We start from the raw sequence: 19824 nt of genomic DNA, 5'->3' as shown, positions 1-19824 counted from the left end.
CGGCGGTGCCACCCGCGTCGGCGGCGCGGGCGGCATGCTCGCCACAATCGCATTACCATCACGGCTTCGCGGGCCGCGGCCTGCCCGCACCGATATTGCAAGGAGCATCCATGGGAGTCCCGTCAGCCACGGAAGCGGCGCAACTGGTCGGCGCAGCCGGGCCGATCGAAATGCTGGTCGACCGTCCCGCCGGCACGCCGCGCGGCATCGCGGTGGTGTTGCATCCGCACCCGCTGCTGGGCGGCTCGGCCACGCACAAGGTGCCGCACCAGCTGGCCAAGGCGCTGCTGGCGCGCGGCTACCTGAGCGTGCGGCCCAATTTCCGCGGCGTGGCGGGCTCGGGCGGCGATCACGACCAGGGCCGTGGCGAGACCGAAGACATGCTGGCCGTGGTGGCGCACTTGCGTGAGCTCCACCCGGACCTGCCGCTGGCGCTGGCGGGGTTTTCCTTCGGTGCGTTCGTGATGGCGCAGGTGGCCGCCACGCTGGCGGCGCAGGATGTGCCGATCCGCCACCTCGTGTTGACCGGCCTGCCATATGGCACGGTCAAGGCCCATCGCAGCTACGACACGCCGCCCGTGCCCGCCGATTGCCTGGTGGTGCATGGCGAGCGCGACGAGCGCGCGGAACTGTCCGCGCTGTTCGACTGGGCTCGTCCGCAGGCGCTGCCGGTGGTGGTGGTCCCGGGTGCCGATCACTTCTTTACCGGCAAGCTGCCGTTGCTGGTGCGCATCGTCGGCCAGTACCTCGACCGTCCGGCCGCGGCTTGACCAAGCGCATGACGTTGTTGCGCAGCGTGTAAAAACTGCGTCCCGCGGCGCCGCCCGGGGCGCCATGCGGCTGGCACCGCGCAAGGGCATATTTCCTGCTACCGATACTTGGATAGGACGTCAGATCGGAGGCAATCCATGAAAGACTATCCACCGTCGGAAATCCGGGAAGCCTGGCGCCACCGCGGCTATGGTGAGCCCGACGATACCCGCGAGGCCCGCCACTGGCGCAGCGGCAACACCGGCGGCTCGCCGCATGGCTATGGCGAGGCCCGCTATGGCATCGAGGATGAAGACAACGAGCGGCCCGCGCGCCCTTTGCGCTGGGCCACGCAGGCGGGCTCGCGCCGCATGCCCAAGGGCTACCAGCGCACCGACGCCCGCATTCGCGATGATTTGTGCGAACGGCTCGCACATGCCGATGACGACGTCTCGGACGTGACGGTCGACGTCGGCTCGGGCATCGTCACGCTGGCCGGCACGGTGCGGGAACGCGACGCCAAGGTCCGCATCGAGGAAATGGCCGAGGATGTGCTGGGCGTCAGTGAGGTGCGCAACAACATCCAGGTGGCGCGGCCGGGCAGCCGCGCCGAGCGCGGCGGCAATGGCGGAATCGGCGAGCGTGCCGGCGACGATGGCCAGCAGCGGAGCCAACAGCGGGTCGGCCAGTCCACCGGCCAGCGCCAGCCGGTCGGCTCCCCGGCAGGCGACGTGCTGTACATCGTGCAGGGCTGGGACGGTCGCTTCCTCGCTTCCGACCGTGGCGAGGGGGTGATGGTGAAGTCGATCGCGCAGGCCGGACTGTTCGACGATGTTGATGCTGCCCGCGCGGCCGCGTCGGAGCATTGCGGCCGCGGCTACCGCCTGCTGGCCACGCGCCGCTAGCGTTGTTGCGCACGCCGGTCTGTGCGCAAGCGCACGCCGGTGTTATCGTGAGGGCCCACGACAAGCACCGCCGCAAACGGGCCCCACACCATGCATGAAGCCAGCGTTCTGAGGCCGCCGCACGCCGCGGCCGGACAATCGTTGTCAGCGCTGTCGACGCCCGCGCTGCTGATCGAACTCGATGCCTTTGAAGCCAACCTGGCGCGCATGGCGGAACTTGCCGAGCGCGCCGGCGTTGCGCTGCGCCCGCATGCCAAGGCGCACAAGTCCGTGACGATCGCGCAGCGGCAGGTCGATGCGGGCGCGGTGGGCATCTGCTGCCAGAAGCTGTCCGAGGCGTATCCCTTTGCGGCGGCCGGCATCGGCAGCATCCACCTGAGCAATGAGTTCGTCGGCGCCGACAAGGCCGCCATGGCGGCCGAACTGGCTCGCCACACGCGTTTGTCGATATGCGTGGACGATGTGCGCCAGGTCAGCCAGGTCGGCGCCGCCGCGGCGCGCGCCGGCGTGCGCATAGCGGTGTTGCCGGAGGTGGACGTGGGGCAGGGCCGCTGCGGCGTGGCCACCGATGACGCCCTGCTGGCGCTGATCGACGCGATCGATGCCGAAGCCGCGCTGGATTTCGTCGGCGTGCAGGGTTATCACGGTGGCATCCAGCATATCGAGGCATGGGCCCAGCGGCGCGAGGCCGCGCAGCGCGCCGCCGAGGCCACCGCCGGCTACGTGCGCGCGCTGGAACGGCGCGGGCTGCGCTGCCCCGTGGTGACCGGAGGCGGCACCGGCACCGCCGAGTTCGACCTGGAAAGCGGCGTCTACACCGAAATCCAGCCGGGCTCGTACCTGTTTCTCGACGGCCACTACGGCTCCCTCGACTGGGAAGGCGCGCTGCGGCCGCTGCATTCCCTGTTCGTGGCATCGACCGTGATGAGCGCCGCGCGCGCCGGCGTGGCCGTGTGCGATGTCGGCCTGAAATCGGTGGCGGTCGATTCCGGCCTGCCCCATGTCTGGCCGCGCGATGCCGACGGCGCGCTGGAGTACGTGGCGGCCAACGACGAGCACGGCGTGCTGAAGGTGGCCGACGCCGACAGCCATGACCTGCTGGGCGAGCGGCTGTGGCTGGTGCCGGGCCATTGCGATCCCACCGTCAACCTGCACGATGCCTACGCCTGCGTGCGCGGCGAGCGCGTGGAAGCGGTATGGGCCATCGAAGCGCGCGGCCTGAGCCGATGACGCTGACCTGTCCCTCCGTGTCCGCCTAGCGCGCCGGCGCGTTGCTTTCGCGCAGCGGCGCGGCGCCCGCGCGCCGCCCGATCAACGCGACCGACAGCGCCGACACCAGCCCCGCAAATGCCACGTAGGCGCAGATTTGCCACGGCTTGCCGCCGCCGGACCTGAGCAGCGCGGTGGCGATGATGGGCGTGATGCCCGAGGCGAAGATGCCCGAGAACTGGTAGACGAAGGAGATGCCGGTGTAGCGCACGCGCGCATCGAACAGCTCGCAGAACAGCGCCGCTTCGGGCCCATACACTGCGGCGTAGAAGATGCCGAACGGCACCACGATCGACAGCCACAGCAGCATCATGCTCTGCCCGCTGTTGAGCATCAGCCAGAACGCGGGGAACGCCGACAGCGCCGTGACCAGCGAGCCCCAGAAATACACGCGGGTGCGGCCGATGCGGTCGGACAGGTGGCCGAAGAACGGGATGAAGAAACACATCGCGATGGCGGCGGCCATCACGCCCACCAGCGCTTCGGTGCGGCTGATGTTGACGGTCTGCGTCAGGTAGCTGATCGAAAAGACGCCGAAGATATTGAAGAACACCCCGTCGATGTAACGCGCGCCCATGCCCTTGAGGATATTGCCGGGGTAGCGGCGCATCATGTCGACGAAGGGGATGCGCGTTTCCGCATTGCGCTGCTTGACGCGCGCGAACTCGGGCGTCTCCTTCACGTTCAGGCGGATATACATGCCGACGAACACCATCCCCGCCGAGATCAGGAAGGCAACGCGCCAGCCCCACGACAGGAACTGCGCATCGGTCAGCGTCAGCGACAGCAGCGCCACCACGCCCGAGGCCAGGCACAGCCCGATCGCCAGCCCGATCTGCGGCAGCGAGGCGTAGAAGCCGCGCCGCTCCGGCGGTGCGTATTCGTATGCCATCAGCACCGCGCCGCCCCATTCGCCGCCCAGGCCGATGCCTTGCAGCACGCGCAGCAGCAACAGCAGGATCGGCGCGGCGATTCCGATGCTTTCATAGGTAGGCACCAGCCCGATCAGGAAGGTCGACACGCCCATGATCATCAGCGTGATCACCAGCATGCTCTTGCGCCCGACCTTGTCGCCGAAGTGGCCGAAGATCACGCCGCCCAGCGGCCGCGTGACAAAGCCGACCGCAAAAGTGGTGTAGGCCAGCATGGTCGCGACCAGCGGGTCCTCGCCGGGAAAATACAGCTTGTTGAAGACCAGGCCGGCGACCACGCCGTACAGGAAGAAGTCATACCATTCGATGGTGGCGCCGATCACCGACGCCAGTGCTACCTTGCGCACCGCCTGTTCATTGGGGCTTGTCATTGCTGTCTCCTCTGGTGGTGGGAGGCGTCCGCTTTAATCGTCGTATTGGACGCCGCGTGCACTGCAGGGCCGGCCTTTGTCGTTGTCAGCGCCTGGCCGTGGCGCTTGCTGAAAGATCAGGCGACCGCCGCCATGGGCGCGCGCTCGGCTATTTCCGCCGACAGCGGCTCGCGGCGCGCATCCTCGCGGATAAAGTCGGCGGCACGCTCCGCCATCATCACCACCGGCACGTTGGTATTGCCCGACACCAGCGTCGGCATCACCGAGCAGTCGACCACGCGCAGCCCGCCCACGCCATGCACGCGCAGGCGCGCGTCGACCACGGCGAGCGGGTCGTGCGCCGGCCCCATTTTTGCGGTGCCGGAAGGATGGAAGATGGTGGCGCCGTACTCGCGGCAGAAGTGCAGGATCTCGTCGTCGCTCTGTACCGCGTCGCCGGGGCGGAACTCGCGCCGCATCAGCGCGCGCATCGGTTCGGCCTGCGCCACGCGGCGCGCGTAGCGGACCGCGGCGACGGTGCAGCGCCGGTCCAGCTCGGCGGACAGGTAGTTGGGCTGCATCGAGGGCGGCTCGAACGGATCGGTGCTGCGGATGCGTACCGTGCCGCGCGATTCCGGCCGCAGCTGGCAGACCGAATAGGTGCAGCCCGAGAACGGATGCACGTTGCCGCCGGCCATGTCCGCGGACAGGGTGGCGAAGTGGAATTGCGTATCGGGCGTGGCGCTTTCCGGCAACGCGCGGCAGAACATGGCGCCCTGGTTGATGCCGATCGCCAGCGGCCCCCTGCGCATCAGCAGCCATTCCAGCCCCATGCGCGCCTTGCCCGTCAGCGAGCGCAACTGGTCGTTGGTGGTGATCGGCTGCGCCACTTCGTAGATCAGGCGGATCTGCAGGTGATCCTGCAGGTTCTCGCCGACGCCCGGCAGCGCCTGCACCACCGGCACGCCCATCTCCTGCAGCAGCGGGGCGGGGCCGATGCCGGACAGTTGCAGCAACTGCGGCGACTGCAGCGCGCCGGCGCACAGGATCACCTCGCGGCGCGCCCGCAGGATATAGGGCTGGCCGTCCTTGACGTAGCGCACGCCCACGGCGCGCTTGCCCTCGAACAGCACCGCGGTGGTGTGGGCATCGGTCTCGACGCGCAGGTTGTGGCGCGTGCGCGCCGGCCGCAGGTAGGCCACCGCGGTGGAACAGCGCCAGCCGTTGCGCGTGGTGAGCTGGTAGTAGCCCGCGCCCTCCTGGTCGCCGTCGTTGAAATCGGTCTTGCGCGGCAGGCCCAGCGCCTGCCCGGCGTCGATGAAGGCATCCACCAGCGGGTGCCGACGGTCGATCGAAGTGGCGTTCAGCGGGCCCGCGGTGCCGCGCGTCGGGCCGGCGCCGAGGTCGTTGTTCTCCAGCTTGCGGAAGTAGGGCAGGCAGGCGTCCCATTCCCAGCCGGGGTTGCCCAGTCCGGCCCAGTGGTCGTAGTCCTGGCGCTGGCCGCGCACGTAGATCAGGCCGTTGATGGCGCTGCTGCCGCCCAGCGTGCGGCCGCGCGGCCAGTAGATGCGGCGGTTCATCATGTTGGGGTCGGGATCGGTATAGAAGCCCCAGTTCACTTCCTTGTGGAACATGGTCTTGCCGTAGCCGATCGGGATATGGATCCACGGGTAGCGGTCCGGCGGGCCGGCCTCGAGCAGGCAGACCGAGTGGCGGCCGTCTTCGCTGAGCCGGTTGGCCAGCACGCAGCCGGCCGAGCCGGCGCCTACCACGATGTAGTCAACGCTTTGCGACATCGTCGCTGTCTCCTTTGATGGCCGGCGAACTGATCTGTAGGGATCTGTAGCCGGCTTCGATCTATAATCTGAAACGTTCTGTTCCGGATTTTATTTTTCAAACGTGGAATGGAAAGCCCAATCGCGAGGAGACGCCGGTTGTGAAACAGAACGTGTCAATCCCGTTTCAGAATCGCAGTGCAGCAGAGGCCGCCGGCGGCGCGCTGGGTACAAACCTGGCCACAAACCTGGCCACTGACGCGGGCGCGGCTGCTGCCGGCGAGGACGATGCCCGCAGCCTGCGCGCGCTGACGGTGCTGGCAAGCCTGGCCCGCGCCCAGCATCCGCAGACCCTGTCGCAGTTGTCGCAGCGCCTGCACGTACCCAAGGCAACGCTGATGCGGCTGCTGGCCGCGATGGAGCGCGCCGGCTTCGTGGTCAGGATGCCGGCCGAGCGCGGCTTCGTGCCCGGGCCCGGCGCCAGCGCGCTGGCGCTGCAGACGCTGCGCAGCCCGCCGGTGCTGCGCGAGTGCCGGGCCATCCTGGCCCGCCTGGTGGCGAACCTGGGCGAGACCTGCAACCTCACCGCGCTGGACGGCGACCGCGTGCTCTACGTGGAGCGCGTCGAGACGCACGAGCCCCTGCGGCTGCAGCTGTCGCCGGGTATCCACGTGCCGCTGCACTGCACCGCCAGCGGCAAGCTGTTCCTGGCAGCGATGAACCGGCTGGAGCGGCGCCAGATGCTGGCGCGCCTGGCGCTGACGCGCAACACGCCGCGGACCTTGTCGGACCTGGCGTCGCTGGAGGCGGAGCTGGACCGGCTGGGCACGCGCGCGATCGGCGTCGACCATGAGGAATTCGTGCGCGGCATGTGCGCGGTGGCGGTGCCGGTACGGGAGCCGGGGCCGGAGCCATCGAAGCCGGGGCAACGTCAGGTAGTGGCAGCCATCGCCTGCCATGCGCCGACGGCGCGCGTGTCGATGGAGGCCTTGCTCAAGGCGGTGCCGCTGCTGCAGGGCGCCGCCGACGAGATGGCGCGGGTGCTTTGTGCGCGGTAGCGGGCGAACCTGCCCTGCCGGGCAAAGCGCTTACACTGGGAGCCCCCGCATTGCCCAGCCCGCAGATTTTGCCGCGTACCCGATCCACCACGCTTGACCGGCTCCTCGCCGACATTGCCGGCTGCCGCGCCTGCGCCTTGCCGCACGAACCGCGGCCGGTGGTGCAGGCCGGCGCCCATGCGCGCCTGCTGATCGTCGGCCAGGCGCCCGGACGGCGCGTGCATGAAACCGGCATCCCCTGGAACGACCCTTCCGGCGACCTGCTGCGCAGCTGGCTGCAGCTGACGCCGGAGCAGTTTTATGACGCCGGCAAGGTGGCGATCGTGCCGATGGGGCTGTGTTATCCGGGCAAGGGTGCGAGTGGCGACCTGCCGCCGCGGCGCGAATGCGCGCCGCTGTGGCATGCGCCGCTGCTGGCGTCCATGCCCGACATCCGCCTGACGCTGCTGATCGGCCGCCACGCACAGGCCTGCTACCTCGGCAGCCGGGCCGGGGCAACGCTGGCTGATACCGTGGCCGCATGCGCCGGGTACCTGCCGCGCTTCTTCCCGCTGCCGCACCCCAGCCCGCGCAACCGCTTCTGGCTGCGGCGCCACCCATGGTTCGATACCGACGTGCTGCCGCTGCTGCGGCAACAGGTGGCGCTGGCGCTGTCCGGCTGATGCCGCTCAGTGGTCCTTCTCAGTGGTCCTTGTGCGGGAAGCGGATATCGAACTCGGTGAATTCGTGTTCGACGGAACGGCAGCTGATGCCGGCGCCCCAGCTGGTCAGCACGTTCTGGCAGAAGGCCAGCCCGATGCCGGTGCCGCGGTGTGCCGGGTAGGAGAAGAAGGGCTGGAACATGCGCGCCAGCACCTGTGGCGGCACCCCGGTCGCGGTGTCGCGGAAGGCGACATGCACCCCGTCCGGCCGGACCTCGCAGCGGATCTGGATATCGCCCTTGCCGGCGCGCTTGATCGCTTCGAGCGCGTTCTTCAGCAGGTTGGTCATGACCAGCCCGAACAGCTGCGCGTTGCCGAGCACGCGCACCGACCCGGGCACATCGATCGTGACGATGTCGCGGCCCGGCTCATCGAACGGAAAGCGGGCGATGGTGTCGCGGATCACGCCGCCCAGCTCGAACAGCTCGCGCGTGGCCTTTTCCGGGTTCTTGGAGTTGGCGACCAGCAGTTCGATGCTGTTGCTGATATGCGCGATGTCGGACTCCATGCGCGCGACCGCCTGCATCAGCCCCTCGCGGCGCGGCGCGTCCTGGTCCAGCGCGGCCGGCAGCCGCGCCTTGAGCCCGCTCGCGCTGATGCTCAGGCTCGTCAGCGGCGTACGCAGCTCATGCGCGACGGTGGCCAGCGCCGCCGCCATGCCGCGCCGCTTCTGTTCGATCAGCAGCTGGCGGTCGAGCTTGATCACCACCAGCACCGAGATCACGAAGCCGATGATCGGCAGCTGCAGCAGCACCGGCTCCCACGGGATCCCGCCCATGGAATTGCCGGCCAGCACGAACAGCGCGACCGCCGCCGCCGCGCCGGACAGCAGCGAGATGGTCGCGAACGCCGTATTGAAGTGGTAGAGGATCACCACGGCAATGATGACCGACTCGGCCCAGGCCATCGAGCCGCCGTTCTCCAGGTACAGGAAGATGAAAGCGAACGGCATCCCCACCGTGATCGCAAACAGCGCGTAGGGCGGCAGCCAGCGCTGGTGCGAGAACGCGCTGGCGAAGAGCAGCGGCACGAACAGCGCGGTGCAGACCAGCCGCAGCCACAGGTTTTCGTAGGGCTGCGGGAACACGTAGGACCAGATCAGGTAGTAGAGCGGATGCCCGATCACCCCCAGCGCGCCCACCATCTGGATCCGCCGCAGGCGGATGACGCTTTCCTCGTCAAGCAGGATGGCCCGCGCCGCGGTATCGAACACCGCCTGCCAGGCCCGGCGCGCAAGCCCGGAAAGGCCGGAAAGACCGGAAAGGCCGGTGCGGCGCTTGCGGCCACCTGTGTCGGCCAACTCTGCTTCCATCTCCAACGGCTACTCCTCGCGGGAGCTTGCGGCGAGCTCCTCTTTGGGATTGAGGGATTTGCGCCGGCTGCGGCGCGTCGATGACCATTCTTCCAGACGTACCTCGTCGCGGATACTGGCGAGGACGCTTACCAGCCGGTCGATTTCACCGGCGCTAAGTTTCGCATGCAGGGTAAGTCGCATCAATGCCCGATTCTTGGGGGTTGCCGGCGAGCAGAATACCGCGCCGAAGATGCCGCGCCGCTGCAGCGCGTTGCGCAGGACCATCACCTGCGGCTCGGTGCCGGCCTCCAGCCCGATGATCTGCTCGGAGCCGTCGCTGATGTTGTAGCCGAGCGCACTGATCGCTTCGCGGGTTTCGCGGGTGATCGCATGCAGTTGTTCGCGCCGGTGGTCCGCCGCCGCGATGAAATCGATGGCGGCGTCGAACCACGCAATCTCGTGGCGCAGCAGCCCCGAACTGAAGATGGCCGGCCGCGACTCGACCGCGAAGAAGTCCTTGAACCTGCTGGAGCAGGTGACGAAGCCCGCGCGTCCGGCAAAAGCCTTGGCCAGCGACGCGGTGCGGAAATGCACCCGCTCCGACAGCCCCAGCGCCGGCACCAGCCCGCCGCCCGACGGCCCATGGGTGCCGAGCGAGTGCGACTCATCCACGACCAGCACCGACCCCGACGCCTCCGCCACCGCGACATATTGCTCCAGCGGCGCCACGCTGCCGGTGGTCGAGTAGACCGCGTCGACCATGATCACGCCGGGGCCGAAGCGTTCGGCCTGGCGGCGCGCATGGGCCACGTCGTTGTGGCGGATCGGCACGGCCTGCGCGCCTGCCGCGGTAATGCCTTCCCACAGCGAGGCGTGGCCGTTCATGTCGATGTAGACCGGCACGCCCGGCCCGGCGATGCATTGCACCAGACCGACATTGGCGGCCCAGCCCGACTGGGCGATCAGCCCGTCCTCGGCCTGCATCAGGTTGGCCAGCTTGCGTTCGACGTGGCGCTGCGGCGTCTCGCCGTACTGGAACACTGACGACATCAGCAGTTCGGGCTGCTCGTCCAGCAGGGCACGGGCCTGCGTTTCCAGCAATGGCCGCTCGCCCAGCAGGCACAGGTAGTCGTTGCTGCTCAGGTGCAGCGCGTCGGGCCCCGGCTTGCGCCCGTGCAAGAGGTGGTCGCCGCCCCAGAGCTGGCCCAGCCGGGCATCGAAGTGCTCAGACATGCGGGCTGCGATCCACTGCGGCAGCGGCGGCGTGGCCACGCTGCGGGGGAAGCAGGGAACGGAGGGCGTCGGCTGCGGACGCTGGGCGGCGGAGAACATCGGTTTTCCTTGCGTAGTAAGGCGGGTCGATGGGGGGATCGCTGGCAGCATTGCCAGGTCCCTGGGCATGGCAGGCAAGTCGGGGCGTCCGCACGGTAGCGATCACTGTGCCAAGTCCGGGGTGTCGATTGTGACCGGGCTTCCACCAGTTCAACGCTTGTGTGAGCGCAAAGGGCCACGCCGCGGATGCATTGTGGCGCGGCCAGCGCTCGCCGGCATGTCAGGTGCCGCCAATTAGTGCCTGTTGAGGCATATATAGGTAATCAGAACGCCATTTGCCACCCTCCGCGTGGGCGGAGACGGCCTAGGGTTTGTCCCGAATACGTGGCTTAGCGGCTTGTTTTGATTGCGATTTCGGACGGGGAGTGGCGCATCGGGCGGCTGCTGGTCCGAACTTTCACCTTGACCTGCCGCGCCGGCCGCCGATAATACTGCAAACGTTTGCAAAGGAGGCATGACATGGAAACATCGATCGCGCGGCCGGTATCGCCGGCCCCGCGCCCCACGCTGATAGACGACGAACATTCGGTCACCGGCATCGTCCAGGCCGCGATGGCGGACACCGCCAACCCGCGCCTGCACCTGGTCATGGATGCGCTGGTCCGGCACCTGCACGGCTTCCTGCGGGAGGTGCGCCTGACCGACGAAGAGTTCGAGTTTGCGCTGGGCTGGCTCGCCAGCCTTGGCCACGCGACCCATGCCAAGCACAACGAAGTCGTACTAGCGGCGGATGTGCTGGGCCTGTCGACGCTGGTGACGGTGATGAACAACAGCACCCGCGACGGCCGCACGCCCGGTGCCTTGCTCGGCCCGTTCTACCGCGCCAATGCGCCGCGCTATGCCTGCGGCGACTGCGTGGTGCAGGACGACGCGCCCGGCCTGCCGCTGCTGGTCAGCGGCACCGTGCGCGGCACCGACGGCACGCCGCTGGCCGGCGCGCTGGTGGAGGTGTGGCAGGCCTCGCCGGTCGGCCTGTACGACAACCAGGATCCGACCCAGCCCGACCGCAACCTGCGCGGGTGCTTCCATACCGATGCGGACGGTGGCTACCACTTCCGCACGGTGCGCCCGGCGGGCTACCCCGTCCCGACCGATGGCCCGGTCGGCGCCTTGCTGGCCGCGCAGCAGCGCCATCCGTACCGGCCGGCGCATATCCATTTCATCGTCGCGGCGCCGGGATACCGGACGCTGGTGACGCAGGTGTTTGCCGACGAGGCCGACAAGCTGGCCTCGGACGTCACCTTTGGCGTGCACCGGCAACTGGTCGGCACGCTGCAACTGCACGAGCAGGGCCGCAGCCCGTGGGGCGACGTGCCGGCGCCGTTCTACACGCTGGACTTCGACTTCACGCTGGAACCGGGGCAGCAGACCTTTCCCAAGCCGCCGATCGACTGAACACTGGCCGAATTCCTTTTACGCAAATTCCAACTCCGAACATGAGCGCATCTCCTCTTTCCGGCAAGGTTGCCGTGATCCTCGGCGGCACCGGCAGCATCGGCTTTGCCGCCGGTGAAACGCTGGCCCGCCTCGGCGCGAGCATCGTTTTGACCGGCCGCGACGCCGACAAGGCGGCGAGCGCCGCGGCCGCGCTGCCGGCCGGCAACCATCTTGCCGCCGTCGCGGAAGTCGCCGACAGCGCCTCGCTGCGCGCGCTGGCCGACGAAGTCATCTGCCATTACGGCCGCGTCGACATGCTGGTCAATACCGCCGGCTTTACGCGGGCGATCCCGCACGCCGACCTCGACGCACTCGACGACGCGCTGATCGATGAACTCTTCGCCATCAACTGGCGCGGCCAGTTCGCCGCAATCCGCGCCTTCGCGCCGCACCTGCGCGCCAGCGGCGACGGTCTGGTGGTCAATGTCGGCTCCATCGCGGGTAGAAACGGGCAGGGCAGCAACGTGGCGTACTGCGCGGCCAAGGCCGGGCTCGACGTCATGGCGATGTCGCTCGGGCGCGCACTGGCGCCGCAGATCCGCGTGCTGAACGTCTCGCCCGGCGTGGTCGACAGCGCCTTCGTGCCCGGCCGCGACAGCAGCTTCAACGAGCGCGCCGCCAGGACGACGCCGCTGCAGCGCATCGGCCAGGCGCAGGACGTGGCCGACGCCATCGCCGCGTGCGCGACTTCGCTGCGCTTTGCCACCGGCACCACCATCGTCGTCGACGGCGGCCGGCAGCTCGGCTAGCCCCGCGCCGCGCTCCTTTTCCTCTTGTTCTTAACCAACGTTCTCTCATGCACGCACGCAAGACCATCATCACCTGCGCGGTGACCGGCAATATCGTCACCCCCGAGCAGCATCCCGGCCTGCCGGTCACGCCCGCGCAGATCGCCGACGCCGCGCTCGAAGCCGCCGAAGCTGGCGCTGCCGCCGCCCATATCCACGTGCGCGATCCCGAGACCGGCCGCCCGTCGATGGCGCTCGAGTACTACGCCGACGTCATCGACCGCATCCGCGCGCGCAACCGCACGCTGATCATCAACCTCACCACCGGTCCCGGCGGCCGCTTCGTACCAAGCGAAGACGAGCCGCGCGTGGCGGCGCCGGGCACCACGCTGCTGCCTCCGGGCAAGCGCGTCGAGCACATCACCGCGTTGCGCCCGGACGTGTGTTCGCTCGACCTCAATACCATGAATTCCGGCGGCGACGTGGTCATCAACACGCCCGCCAACGTGCGCAAGATGGCCGCCGCGATCCGCGCCGCCGGCGTCATGCCGGAACTGGAGATTTTCGATTCGGGCGACCTCAACATGGCGCTCGATTTCATCCGCGACGGCGTGCTTGACGGGCCCGGCCTGTGGACCTTCGTGCTGGGGGTGAAGTACGGCTTCGCGCCCACGCCCGAGACCATCTTCTACGCGCGCAACATGCTGCCCGCCGGCGCGCACTGGTCGGCCTTCGGCATCGGCCGCGCCGAGTTCCCGATCGTGGCGCAGGCATGGCTGGCCGGCGGCCACGTGCGCGTCGGCCTGGAAGACAACATCTACCTGGACAAGGGCGTGCTGGCCCCGAGCAATGCCGCGCTGGTCGCCAAGGCCCGCGACATCGTGCGCTCGCTTGGCGGCGAGACCGCGTCGCCGGCCGAGGCGCGCCGCACGCTGGGGCTGCGCGAAGCCTGAGCCCCGCCAACCGTATTGCCGATTCCTGAAAGGACAAACCTCATGAACACCATCCGCGTGAACCAGAAAGCCGCCGATATCGAAGCGCTGCAACTTGAACTGCTCGGCGTACCGCGCCCCGATGCCGCGGCGGACCAATGCATCATCGAAGTCGCCAGTGCCGGGGTCAACCCCAGCGACGTCAAGGCAACGCTGGGCCTGATGCCGCATGCAATCTGGCCGCGCACGCCGGGCCGCGACTATGCCGGCCTGGTGGTCGACGGTCCCGCCGCGCTGCTGGGCCTGCAGGTGTGGGGCAGCGGCGGCGAGCTTGGCATCCGCCGCGACGGCACGCATGGCAAGTACCTGCGCATCCAGGCCAGCGCGGTGCGCGCCAAGCCGGCGTCGGTGTCGCTGCTGGAGGCCGGCGCCGTCGGCGTGCCGTTCATCACCGCGTATGAAGGCCTGCGCCGCGCCGGCATGCCGCAGGCCGGCAGCACCGTGCTGGTCTGTGGCGGCAATGGCAAGGTGGGGCAGGCCACCATCCAGATCGCCACGGCGCTCGGTGCGCGCGTCTTTGCCGTCGAGCGCGCGGCCGAGGCTTACCGCGGCCACGCCAGCGGCGCGGTGCGCATGATCGACGCCAGCCGCGAAGCAATCGCGGAAGTGGTGCGCGACGAGACCGGCGGCCATGGCGCCGACATCGTCTACAACACCGTCGGCAGCCCGTACTTCGAGCAGGCCAACCAGGCGATGGCGATCGGCGCGGCGCAGGTCTTTATCTCGACCATCGAGAAGCCGGTGCCGTTCGACATCTTTGCCTTCTATCGCGGCCAGCATACGTACGTCGGCGTCGACACGCTGGCGCTGGACAGCGGCGCCTGCGCCAGGATCCTTGACCAGCTTGCGCCGATGTTTGCCTCGGGCGCGCTGCGGCCGTTCCCGGTGCTGTCCGGCTACACCTATGCGCTGGCCAATGCCAAGGACGCCTACCGCGCGGTCCTGCAAGGCGCGACCGAGCGCGTGGTGCTCAAGCCATGAACACGACCCGCTTTGCCCAGGCGCCGGCGTATTTCCCGGCCAACCACGACGGCATGCACTGCCTGCGCCTGCAGGGACACGAGGCCGGGCCGTCCGAGGCGCTGTGGCTCGGGGTCTCGGTGCTGCTGCCCGGCGGCCATACCGCGCTGGATGCCTCGCCGGTGGAAAAGCACTACGTCGTGCTCGAAGGCGAAGTCTGCGTGCGCACGCCGGACCAGGCCGTCACGCTGGGACAGTACGACTCGGTGCGGCTTGCCCCGGGGGAGGCGCGTCAGGTGTCGAATCCGGGCAACCGGCCGGCGTTGCTGCTGCTGGCGATGCCGTATCCGAAGGCCTGATTCCTTGCGCTGGAATGCAAACGATTGCAGCGCTGAAATGCACGGCGCTGACCACAAAAGTGACTACAAAAAGAATGATCACAACCACAGGGGTAGACCAATGAGATCCGTTCCCAAGCGGTGCCGCTTGCTGCTGCTGGCGGTGGGCGCGGCCTGCAGCGGCCACGCGGGCGCGCAGTCGTCCGTGACGCTGTACGGGCGCCTCAACACCGCGCTGGAGTATTCCTATGCCAATACGGCGACCGACGGCACGCGCCTGGGCGGCGTCGGCCGCCTGACCAACAACCGTTCCGTGTTCGGCATGCGCGGCGAGGAAGGGCTGGGCGGCAGTCTCAAGGCGATCTGGCAGATCGAGAGCAACGTCTCGCTCGACACCGGCCAGGGCCAGATCGCGGGGCGCAACTCGCGCATCGGGCTGCAGGGCAGCGCCGGCACGCTGTTCATGGGGCACTGGCAGACGCCCTATACCGAGGCGACCCTGACCTACGACCCGTATTACCCGACCACGGCGGGCTATATGGCGCTGATCGGCAACGGCTCCACGTCCAGCTCTGACAACGTGCAGGACACCAGCGCGTTCGACCGCCGGCAGAAAAACATCATCGTCTACAAGACGCCGTCGCTGGCGGGCTTCAGCGGCGCGGCCGCGTGGGGCGTCAATGAGGAAAAGACCACGGTGCCGCGCAACCCGGGGCTGTACTCGTTCTCCGCCGCCTATGACAACGGCCCGCTTAACGTAGTGCTGGCCTACGAAATCCACCAGCACTACCAGACCGCGGGGCGCAACGATGATGCGATGAAGGCGGGCGTTTCCTACAAGTTCCCCAGCACCACCGTAGCGCTGCTCTATGAACGGCTGCACTACCGCACCGCCACCGGCGACCTGACGCGCAATGGGTACTACGCGTCGGTGGTGCAGAAGCTGGGGCCGGGCAGCGTGCGGGTCGGCTTTGGCCTGGCCAGCAACGGCGCCGGCAATGCCACCGAGACCGTCGGTTTCTTCCGCAGCGGCGCGGAGACAGGCGCGACGCAGGTCACGGTGGGCTACGACTATCCGCTATCCAAGCGCACGGCGCTGTATGCGTACTACAGCCGCATCAACAACAAGCGCAACGCGATCTATGACTTCGCCATCAACGAGCTGGGCGTGAGCGCGGGCGCCGACCCGCAGACCGTCGCGCTCGGCATGCGGCATTTCTTCTGAGGCGCGGCACACGCGTCCCGACCGGAAGTGAGGAGACAAGGAATGATTCGATCCATCCAGGGCGCCGTGCTGGCGCTGACTTCATCGTTGATGCTGGCGGCCGCCCCCGCCGCCAGTGCACAGCCCCAGTACCCCAGCAAGCCGATCCGGCTGGTGGTGCCGTTCTCGGCCGGCAGCGCCACCGATATCCTGGCGCGCATCCTCGGCAGCAAGATGGCCGAAGGCGGCAGCTACCAGGTGATCGTCGACAACCGGCCCGGCGCGGGAGGCACCGTCGGCGCCACCGGCGTGGCCAAGGCGGCGCCGGACGGCTACACGCTGATCCTGGTGTCGGTCGGGCACGCGATCAATGCCACGCTCTATCCTAGGCTCGGCTACGACACGGTGAAGGACTTCGCGCCGGTCTCGCTGGTGGCCAGCGTGCCCAACGTGCTGGTGGTCAACGCGGCCAGCAAGTACAAGTCGGTGCGCGATGTGGTGGCGGCGGCCAAGGCCACGCCGGGCGCGCTCAACTTCGACTCCGCGGGTTCCGGCAGCTCCACGCACCTGAGCGGCGAGATGTTCAAGATGCAGGCCGGCATCGACATCACGCATATCCCGTACAAGGGTACCGGCGAAGCGCTTACCGACGTCATGGCCGGCCGCGGCGACATGATGTTCGCGCCTTCCGTTTCGGCCTTGCCCTTTGTCAGGCAAGGCAAGCTGCGCGCGCTAGCGGTGACCACGGCGAAGCGGGCCAGCGCGCTGCCGGATATCCCGACCGTCGCGGAGTCGGGCTTCCCTGCCTATGCCTTCGATTCCTGGTTCGGCATCCTCGCCCCCGCCGGGACGCCGCGCGAGATCGTAGACGCCCTCAATGCCGAGATCGGCAAGGCGCTGTCCGCCCCCGACGTGCGCGAGCGCCTGGCCGCGCAGGGTGCCGAGCCGCGGCGCTCGTCGCCGCAGGAATTTGCCACGTATATCCAGGCGGAAATCGGCAAGCTGGCGCCGGTGGTCCGGCAATCCGGCGTCAGGGCTGGCGAGTAGGGGCATGGCCGTGGCACCGCCGCTGGGGTGCTCCCTCTCCCGCGGCCCCTCTCCCGCGAGCGGAGAGGGGAGAACGGGAACTCCAGGGGCAATGCACCTTAAAATGTCGCATCCCCCATTCCCGGGCCGCCGCCCCACTACCCGCCGTCATGCCAGAGCGCAAGCGCCTTACCCTGAAAGACCTGGCCGCCGAGATCGACGTGCATTACTCGACGGTCTCGCGGGTCATGAACCCGGCCACGCGGCATCTGGTGGCGCAGGACGTGGCGGCGCGCATCCTGGAGGTGGCCGAGGCGCGCGGCTTCCGCCCCAACCGTATCGCCGCGGGTCTGCGCACGCAGCGCTCCGGGCTGGTGGGCGTGGTGCTGCCCGATATCGCCAACCCGGTGTTTCCGCCGATCCTGGCGGGGATCGAGTCGGTGCTGGCGCAGCAGGGCTACGTGCCCATCGTCGTCAACGCCGGCACCGACAAGAGCCGGCAGCGCTTCATCATCGACCAGATGATCGGCCGGCAGGTCGAAGGGCTGGTGCTGGCGACGGCGGAGCGCGAAGACGCGGTCCTGGATTACTGCATCCGGCAGCATATCCCGGTCGTCACGGTCAACCGCGGCGAAGAGACGGGACGGGTCTCGTGCGTGGTCAGCGACAACCTGCTGGCGATGCGGCTGACGGTCGACCACCTGGCCGGCCTGGGCCATCGCCATATCGGCCATATCGCCGGTCCGGCCTCGCTGTCCACCGGCTTCCTGCGGCGCGAGGGCTTCATCCAGGCGGTCAAGCGGCACCGCCTGCGCCGCGACGCCTGGCATGTGATCGAGGCCGCCAGCTATTCGCGCGAGGCCGGCAAGCTGGCGTGCGCGCAACTGCTGGAAGCCTTTCCGGCGGTCACCGCCATCGCCGCCGGCAACGACCTGGTGGCGATGGGCTGCTATGACCTGCTGCGCGAACGCGGCCTGGATTGCCCTGCCGACATCTCGGTGGTGGGCCACAACGACATGCCGTTCGCCGATGCGCTGACCCCGCCGCTGACCACGGTGCGCATCGCCGTCCACGAAATGGGCGAGGAGGCAGCACGGCTGCTGCTCCGGCAGATCGACAAGCCGGGATCGGATGCGGTCACCGTGCAGCTCACGCCGCAGCTGATCGTGCGCGGCTCCACCGCGGCGCCACCCGATCGGCCATAGCAGGCCACGGTGTGAGGACGCGTCTCGTCCACGTTCGGCCGCCAGCCAGGACCTTCCGCTTTGCCGTTCGAGGTTTGCCTGCATGAGGGGCGCGTAAATCACCCTAGAACCAGTCGAAGCGGGCAGCGGAGGATACATCTACCTCTGAAGGCACGGCAAAGCCTGGTAAATGTGGCAGCACCCCATTGCAGGGTTCGCACGCCACGCAGGGCCGCCGGACACGGCATTGCCGCCGCCATGGCTCTGGAATGGGTCTTGCTGTTGCCAAGCAGGACACCCTGCGACAGGAGCTCGCATGCTATCCCTTGGCCCCGTGTCGCCGCGTGCCGCCTTCGAGCTGGTCCGGGAGAGCATCAACTCCTGGATCGACGACTATGCCCCGAGCATGGGCGCGGCGCTGGCGTACTACACCGTCTTCTCGATTGCCCCGTTGCTGATGATCGTCATCACCGTGGCGGGCGTGATATTCGGCGCGGAAGCGGCGCGCGGCGAGGTCGTCGGCGAGTTGAACGGGCTGATCGGCGCCGAAGGGGCCGAGGTGGTCGAAGAGATGCTGATCGCGGTCAGCGAACCCGCCGCCAGCACGATTACCGCCGTCCTTGGCGTGGTGGCATTGCTGGTGGGTGCCACCACGGTGTTCGCCGAGCTGCAGTCGGCGCTCGACCGCATCTGGCGCGTGCCGGAGCGCCAGAAGAGCTCGGGGCTGTTTTCGCTGCTGCGCGCGCGGTTGCTGTCGTTCGGCATGATCCTGGGCATCGGCTTCCTGCTGGTCGTCTCGCTGCTGCTCAGTGCCGGCATTTCGGCGATGGGGCGTGAGTGGGGGCCGCTGCTGGGGATCGACGAGGCGTTCGGGCACGCGCTGGACACCGCTATCAGCCTGGTGCTGACGACCGTGGTGTTCGCCATGATCTACAAGATCATGCCGCGCACCAAGATCCGCTGGTTCGACGTCTGGCTTGGCGCCGTCGTCACGGCGCTGCTGTTCACGCTGGGCAAGTTCCTGATCGGCCTGTACATCGGCAAGAGCGGTGTGGCCAGCGGCTATGGCGCCGCCGGGTCGCTGGTGGTGTTGCTGTTATGGGTGTACTACGCCGCGCAGATTTTCCTGCTGGGTGCCGAATTTACCTGGCATTTTGCCCAGCGCTTCGGCTCGCTGCGGCACAGCGGCCAGCCTGCGCCGCCGACCGCGCCGATACGCGGGCGGGCGCAGGTGGTCGTGGACGAGCATGCCCGGGGCGAGGCGACGCGCCATCCGGTGAAGGCCGGCGACGACGGCGTGACGCCCATCGTGGCGCTGTACGTCGACGAGATCGTGAAGGCTGCCGTCAAGGCGGGAGAGCAAGGGCAGGCAACGGCGGTCGCTATCGCGGATGCGGGGGAGAAGGCCTTCATTCACTTCAGGAGCGCAGCGGGTTCGGACAAGCAGGCATTGCGAAACCGCCTGCGCGAACTGGCGCAGGCGCTGGTGGTGTCCGCCGAGGCGGGCCACCACTCGGGCGATACCCGCGACCTGATCAAGTTCGGCGTGAGCTACGTCGAAGCCTGTCTGCACCGGACTCGCTGAGGCG

General features: G+C 68.5%; 18 protein-coding genes. 14 read left to right on the top strand and 4 right to left on the bottom strand.

The genetic code is table 11. The features are described from left to right. Positions 1-110: 110 nt before the first annotated feature. The 3 genes from CTP10_RS26690 to CTP10_RS26680 all read left to right on the top strand — a co-directional run bounded on the left by CTP10_RS26690 (position 111) and on the right by CTP10_RS26680 (position 2885). Complete coding sequence (locus CTP10_RS26690; RefSeq protein WP_116321935.1) at positions 111-770, top strand: alpha/beta hydrolase; 660 nt, start codon at positions 111-113, stop codon at positions 768-770. Positions 771-908: 138 nt separating this feature from the next. Then, entirely contained in the window at positions 909-1655 is a 747-nt protein-coding gene (locus tag CTP10_RS26685; protein ID WP_116321934.1) for a BON domain-containing protein, read from the top strand. A gap of 90 nt (positions 1656-1745) precedes the next feature. Continuing rightward, on the top strand, positions 1746-2885 hold the full coding sequence (locus tag CTP10_RS26680) for a DSD1 family PLP-dependent enzyme (RefSeq protein ID WP_116321933.1): 1140 nt from the start codon (positions 1746-1748) through the stop codon (positions 2883-2885). Between the two features lie 25 nt (positions 2886-2910). Here CTP10_RS26680 and CTP10_RS26675 read toward each other — a convergent pair whose 3' ends face one another. Both CTP10_RS26675 and CTP10_RS26670 read right to left on the bottom strand, forming a co-directional pair. Next, complete coding sequence (locus tag CTP10_RS26675) at positions 2911-4227, bottom strand: MFS transporter (RefSeq protein ID WP_116321932.1); 1317 nt, start codon at positions 4225-4227, stop codon at positions 2911-2913. Positions 4228-4343: 116 nt separating this feature from the next. Next, entirely contained in the window at positions 4344-6002 is a 1659-nt protein-coding gene (locus CTP10_RS26670; protein WP_116321931.1) for a GMC family oxidoreductase, read from the bottom strand. A gap of 140 nt (positions 6003-6142) precedes the next feature. Here CTP10_RS26670 and CTP10_RS26665 point away from each other — a divergent pair, with 140 nt between their 5' ends. Next, positions 6143-7039 (top strand): IclR family transcriptional regulator, encoded by an 897-nt coding sequence (locus CTP10_RS26665; protein WP_116321930.1) that lies wholly within the window; start codon positions 6143-6145, stop codon positions 7037-7039. A 68-nt stretch (positions 7040-7107) separates the two neighbouring features. Next, positions 7108-7701, top strand: coding sequence for a uracil-DNA glycosylase family protein (locus CTP10_RS26660; RefSeq protein ID WP_116321929.1), 594 nt, complete (start codon positions 7108-7110; stop codon positions 7699-7701). Positions 7702-7720: 19 nt separating this feature from the next. Here the strand turns inward: CTP10_RS26660 and CTP10_RS26655 are convergent, their stop codons facing one another. After that, entirely contained in the window at positions 7721-9058 is a 1338-nt protein-coding gene (locus CTP10_RS26655) for a sensor histidine kinase (protein WP_233528285.1), read from the bottom strand. A gap of 3 nt (positions 9059-9061) precedes the next feature. Beyond that, on the bottom strand, positions 9062-10366 hold the full coding sequence (gene cqsA / locus CTP10_RS26650) for an alpha-hydroxyketone-type quorum-sensing autoinducer synthase (RefSeq protein ID WP_116321928.1): 1305 nt from the start codon (positions 10364-10366) through the stop codon (positions 9062-9064). A 459-nt stretch (positions 10367-10825) separates the two neighbouring features. Here cqsA and CTP10_RS26645 point away from each other — a divergent pair, with 459 nt between their 5' ends. From CTP10_RS26645 to CTP10_RS26605, 9 genes are all read left to right on the top strand, one after another. Next, the gene (locus CTP10_RS26645; RefSeq protein WP_116321927.1) at positions 10826-11761 is read left to right on the top strand and encodes a dioxygenase family protein; all 936 of its coding nucleotides are present in this window, start codon (positions 10826-10828) and stop codon (positions 11759-11761) included. A gap of 41 nt (positions 11762-11802) precedes the next feature. Further along, positions 11803-12552 carry an SDR family NAD(P)-dependent oxidoreductase gene (locus CTP10_RS26640; RefSeq protein ID WP_116321926.1) on the top strand — a complete coding sequence of 250 codons (750 nt, stop codon included), beginning with the start codon at positions 11803-11805 and terminating at the stop codon, positions 12550-12552. 47 nt (positions 12553-12599) lie between these two features. Next, positions 12600-13484, top strand: coding sequence for a 3-keto-5-aminohexanoate cleavage protein (locus CTP10_RS26635; RefSeq protein WP_116321925.1), 885 nt, complete (start codon positions 12600-12602; stop codon positions 13482-13484). Positions 13485-13526: 42 nt separating this feature from the next. Next, positions 13527-14504: a quinone oxidoreductase family protein gene (locus tag CTP10_RS26630; protein WP_116321924.1), complete on the top strand. Its 978-nt coding sequence runs from the start codon at positions 13527-13529 to the stop codon at positions 14502-14504. Beyond that, the gene (locus CTP10_RS26625) at positions 14501-14842 is read left to right on the top strand and encodes a cupin domain-containing protein (RefSeq protein WP_116321923.1); all 342 of its coding nucleotides are present in this window, start codon (positions 14501-14503) and stop codon (positions 14840-14842) included. The genes CTP10_RS26630 and CTP10_RS26625 overlap by 4 nt, the downstream gene beginning before the upstream one ends. 100 nt (positions 14843-14942) lie before the next feature. Then, the gene (locus CTP10_RS26620) at positions 14943-16046 is read left to right on the top strand and encodes a porin (RefSeq protein ID WP_116321922.1); all 1104 of its coding nucleotides are present in this window, start codon (positions 14943-14945) and stop codon (positions 16044-16046) included. A gap of 42 nt (positions 16047-16088) precedes the next feature. Further along, entirely contained in the window at positions 16089-17072 is a 984-nt protein-coding gene (locus tag CTP10_RS26615) for a tripartite tricarboxylate transporter substrate binding protein (protein WP_116321921.1), read from the top strand. Between the two features lie 149 nt (positions 17073-17221). After that, positions 17222-18256, top strand: a complete 1035-nt coding sequence (locus CTP10_RS26610) for a LacI family DNA-binding transcriptional regulator (protein WP_116321920.1) — start codon at positions 17222-17224, stop codon at positions 18254-18256. Between the two features lie 295 nt (positions 18257-18551). After that, positions 18552-19820, top strand: coding sequence for a YihY/virulence factor BrkB family protein (locus CTP10_RS26605; protein ID WP_116321919.1), 1269 nt, complete (start codon positions 18552-18554; stop codon positions 19818-19820). The last annotated feature ends 4 nt before the right edge of the window (positions 19821-19824 follow it).

The sequence above is a fragment of the Cupriavidus sp. P-10 genome (assembly GCF_003402535.2).
Classification (GTDB): Bacteria; Pseudomonadota; Gammaproteobacteria; order Burkholderiales; family Burkholderiaceae; genus Cupriavidus.
The sequence above is the reverse complement of the archived record's forward strand: the minus strand, read 5'-3'. Positions and strand labels throughout refer to the sequence as shown.

Coding starts and splice junctions, on each gene's coding strand:
- cqsA (WP_116321928.1), bottom strand. CDS start 10,366: ATGTTCTCCGCCGCCCAGCGTCCGCAGCCGACGCCCTCCGTTCCCTGC.
- CTP10_RS26610 (WP_116321920.1), top strand. CDS start 17,222: ATGCCAGAGCGCAAGCGCCTTACCCTGAAAGACCTGGCCGCCGAGATC.
- CTP10_RS26670 (WP_116321931.1), bottom strand. CDS start 6,002: ATGTCGCAAAGCGTTGACTACATCGTGGTAGGCGCCGGCTCGGCCGGC.
- CTP10_RS26630 (WP_116321924.1), top strand. CDS start 13,527: ATGAACACCATCCGCGTGAACCAGAAAGCCGCCGATATCGAAGCGCTG.
- CTP10_RS26680 (WP_116321933.1), top strand. CDS start 1,746: ATGCATGAAGCCAGCGTTCTGAGGCCGCCGCACGCCGCGGCCGGACAA.
- CTP10_RS26640 (WP_116321926.1), top strand. CDS start 11,803: ATGAGCGCATCTCCTCTTTCCGGCAAGGTTGCCGTGATCCTCGGCGGC.
- CTP10_RS26625 (WP_116321923.1), top strand. CDS start 14,501: ATGAACACGACCCGCTTTGCCCAGGCGCCGGCGTATTTCCCGGCCAAC.
- CTP10_RS26620 (WP_116321922.1), top strand. CDS start 14,943: ATGAGATCCGTTCCCAAGCGGTGCCGCTTGCTGCTGCTGGCGGTGGGC.
- CTP10_RS26690 (WP_116321935.1), top strand. CDS start 111: ATGGGAGTCCCGTCAGCCACGGAAGCGGCGCAACTGGTCGGCGCAGCC.
- CTP10_RS26605 (WP_116321919.1), top strand. CDS start 18,552: ATGCTATCCCTTGGCCCCGTGTCGCCGCGTGCCGCCTTCGAGCTGGTC.
- CTP10_RS26675 (WP_116321932.1), bottom strand. CDS start 4,227: ATGACAAGCCCCAATGAACAGGCGGTGCGCAAGGTAGCACTGGCGTCG.
- CTP10_RS26645 (WP_116321927.1), top strand. CDS start 10,826: ATGGAAACATCGATCGCGCGGCCGGTATCGCCGGCCCCGCGCCCCACG.
- CTP10_RS26685 (WP_116321934.1), top strand. CDS start 909: ATGAAAGACTATCCACCGTCGGAAATCCGGGAAGCCTGGCGCCACCGC.
- CTP10_RS26635 (WP_116321925.1), top strand. CDS start 12,600: ATGCACGCACGCAAGACCATCATCACCTGCGCGGTGACCGGCAATATC.
- CTP10_RS26615 (WP_116321921.1), top strand. CDS start 16,089: ATGATTCGATCCATCCAGGGCGCCGTGCTGGCGCTGACTTCATCGTTG.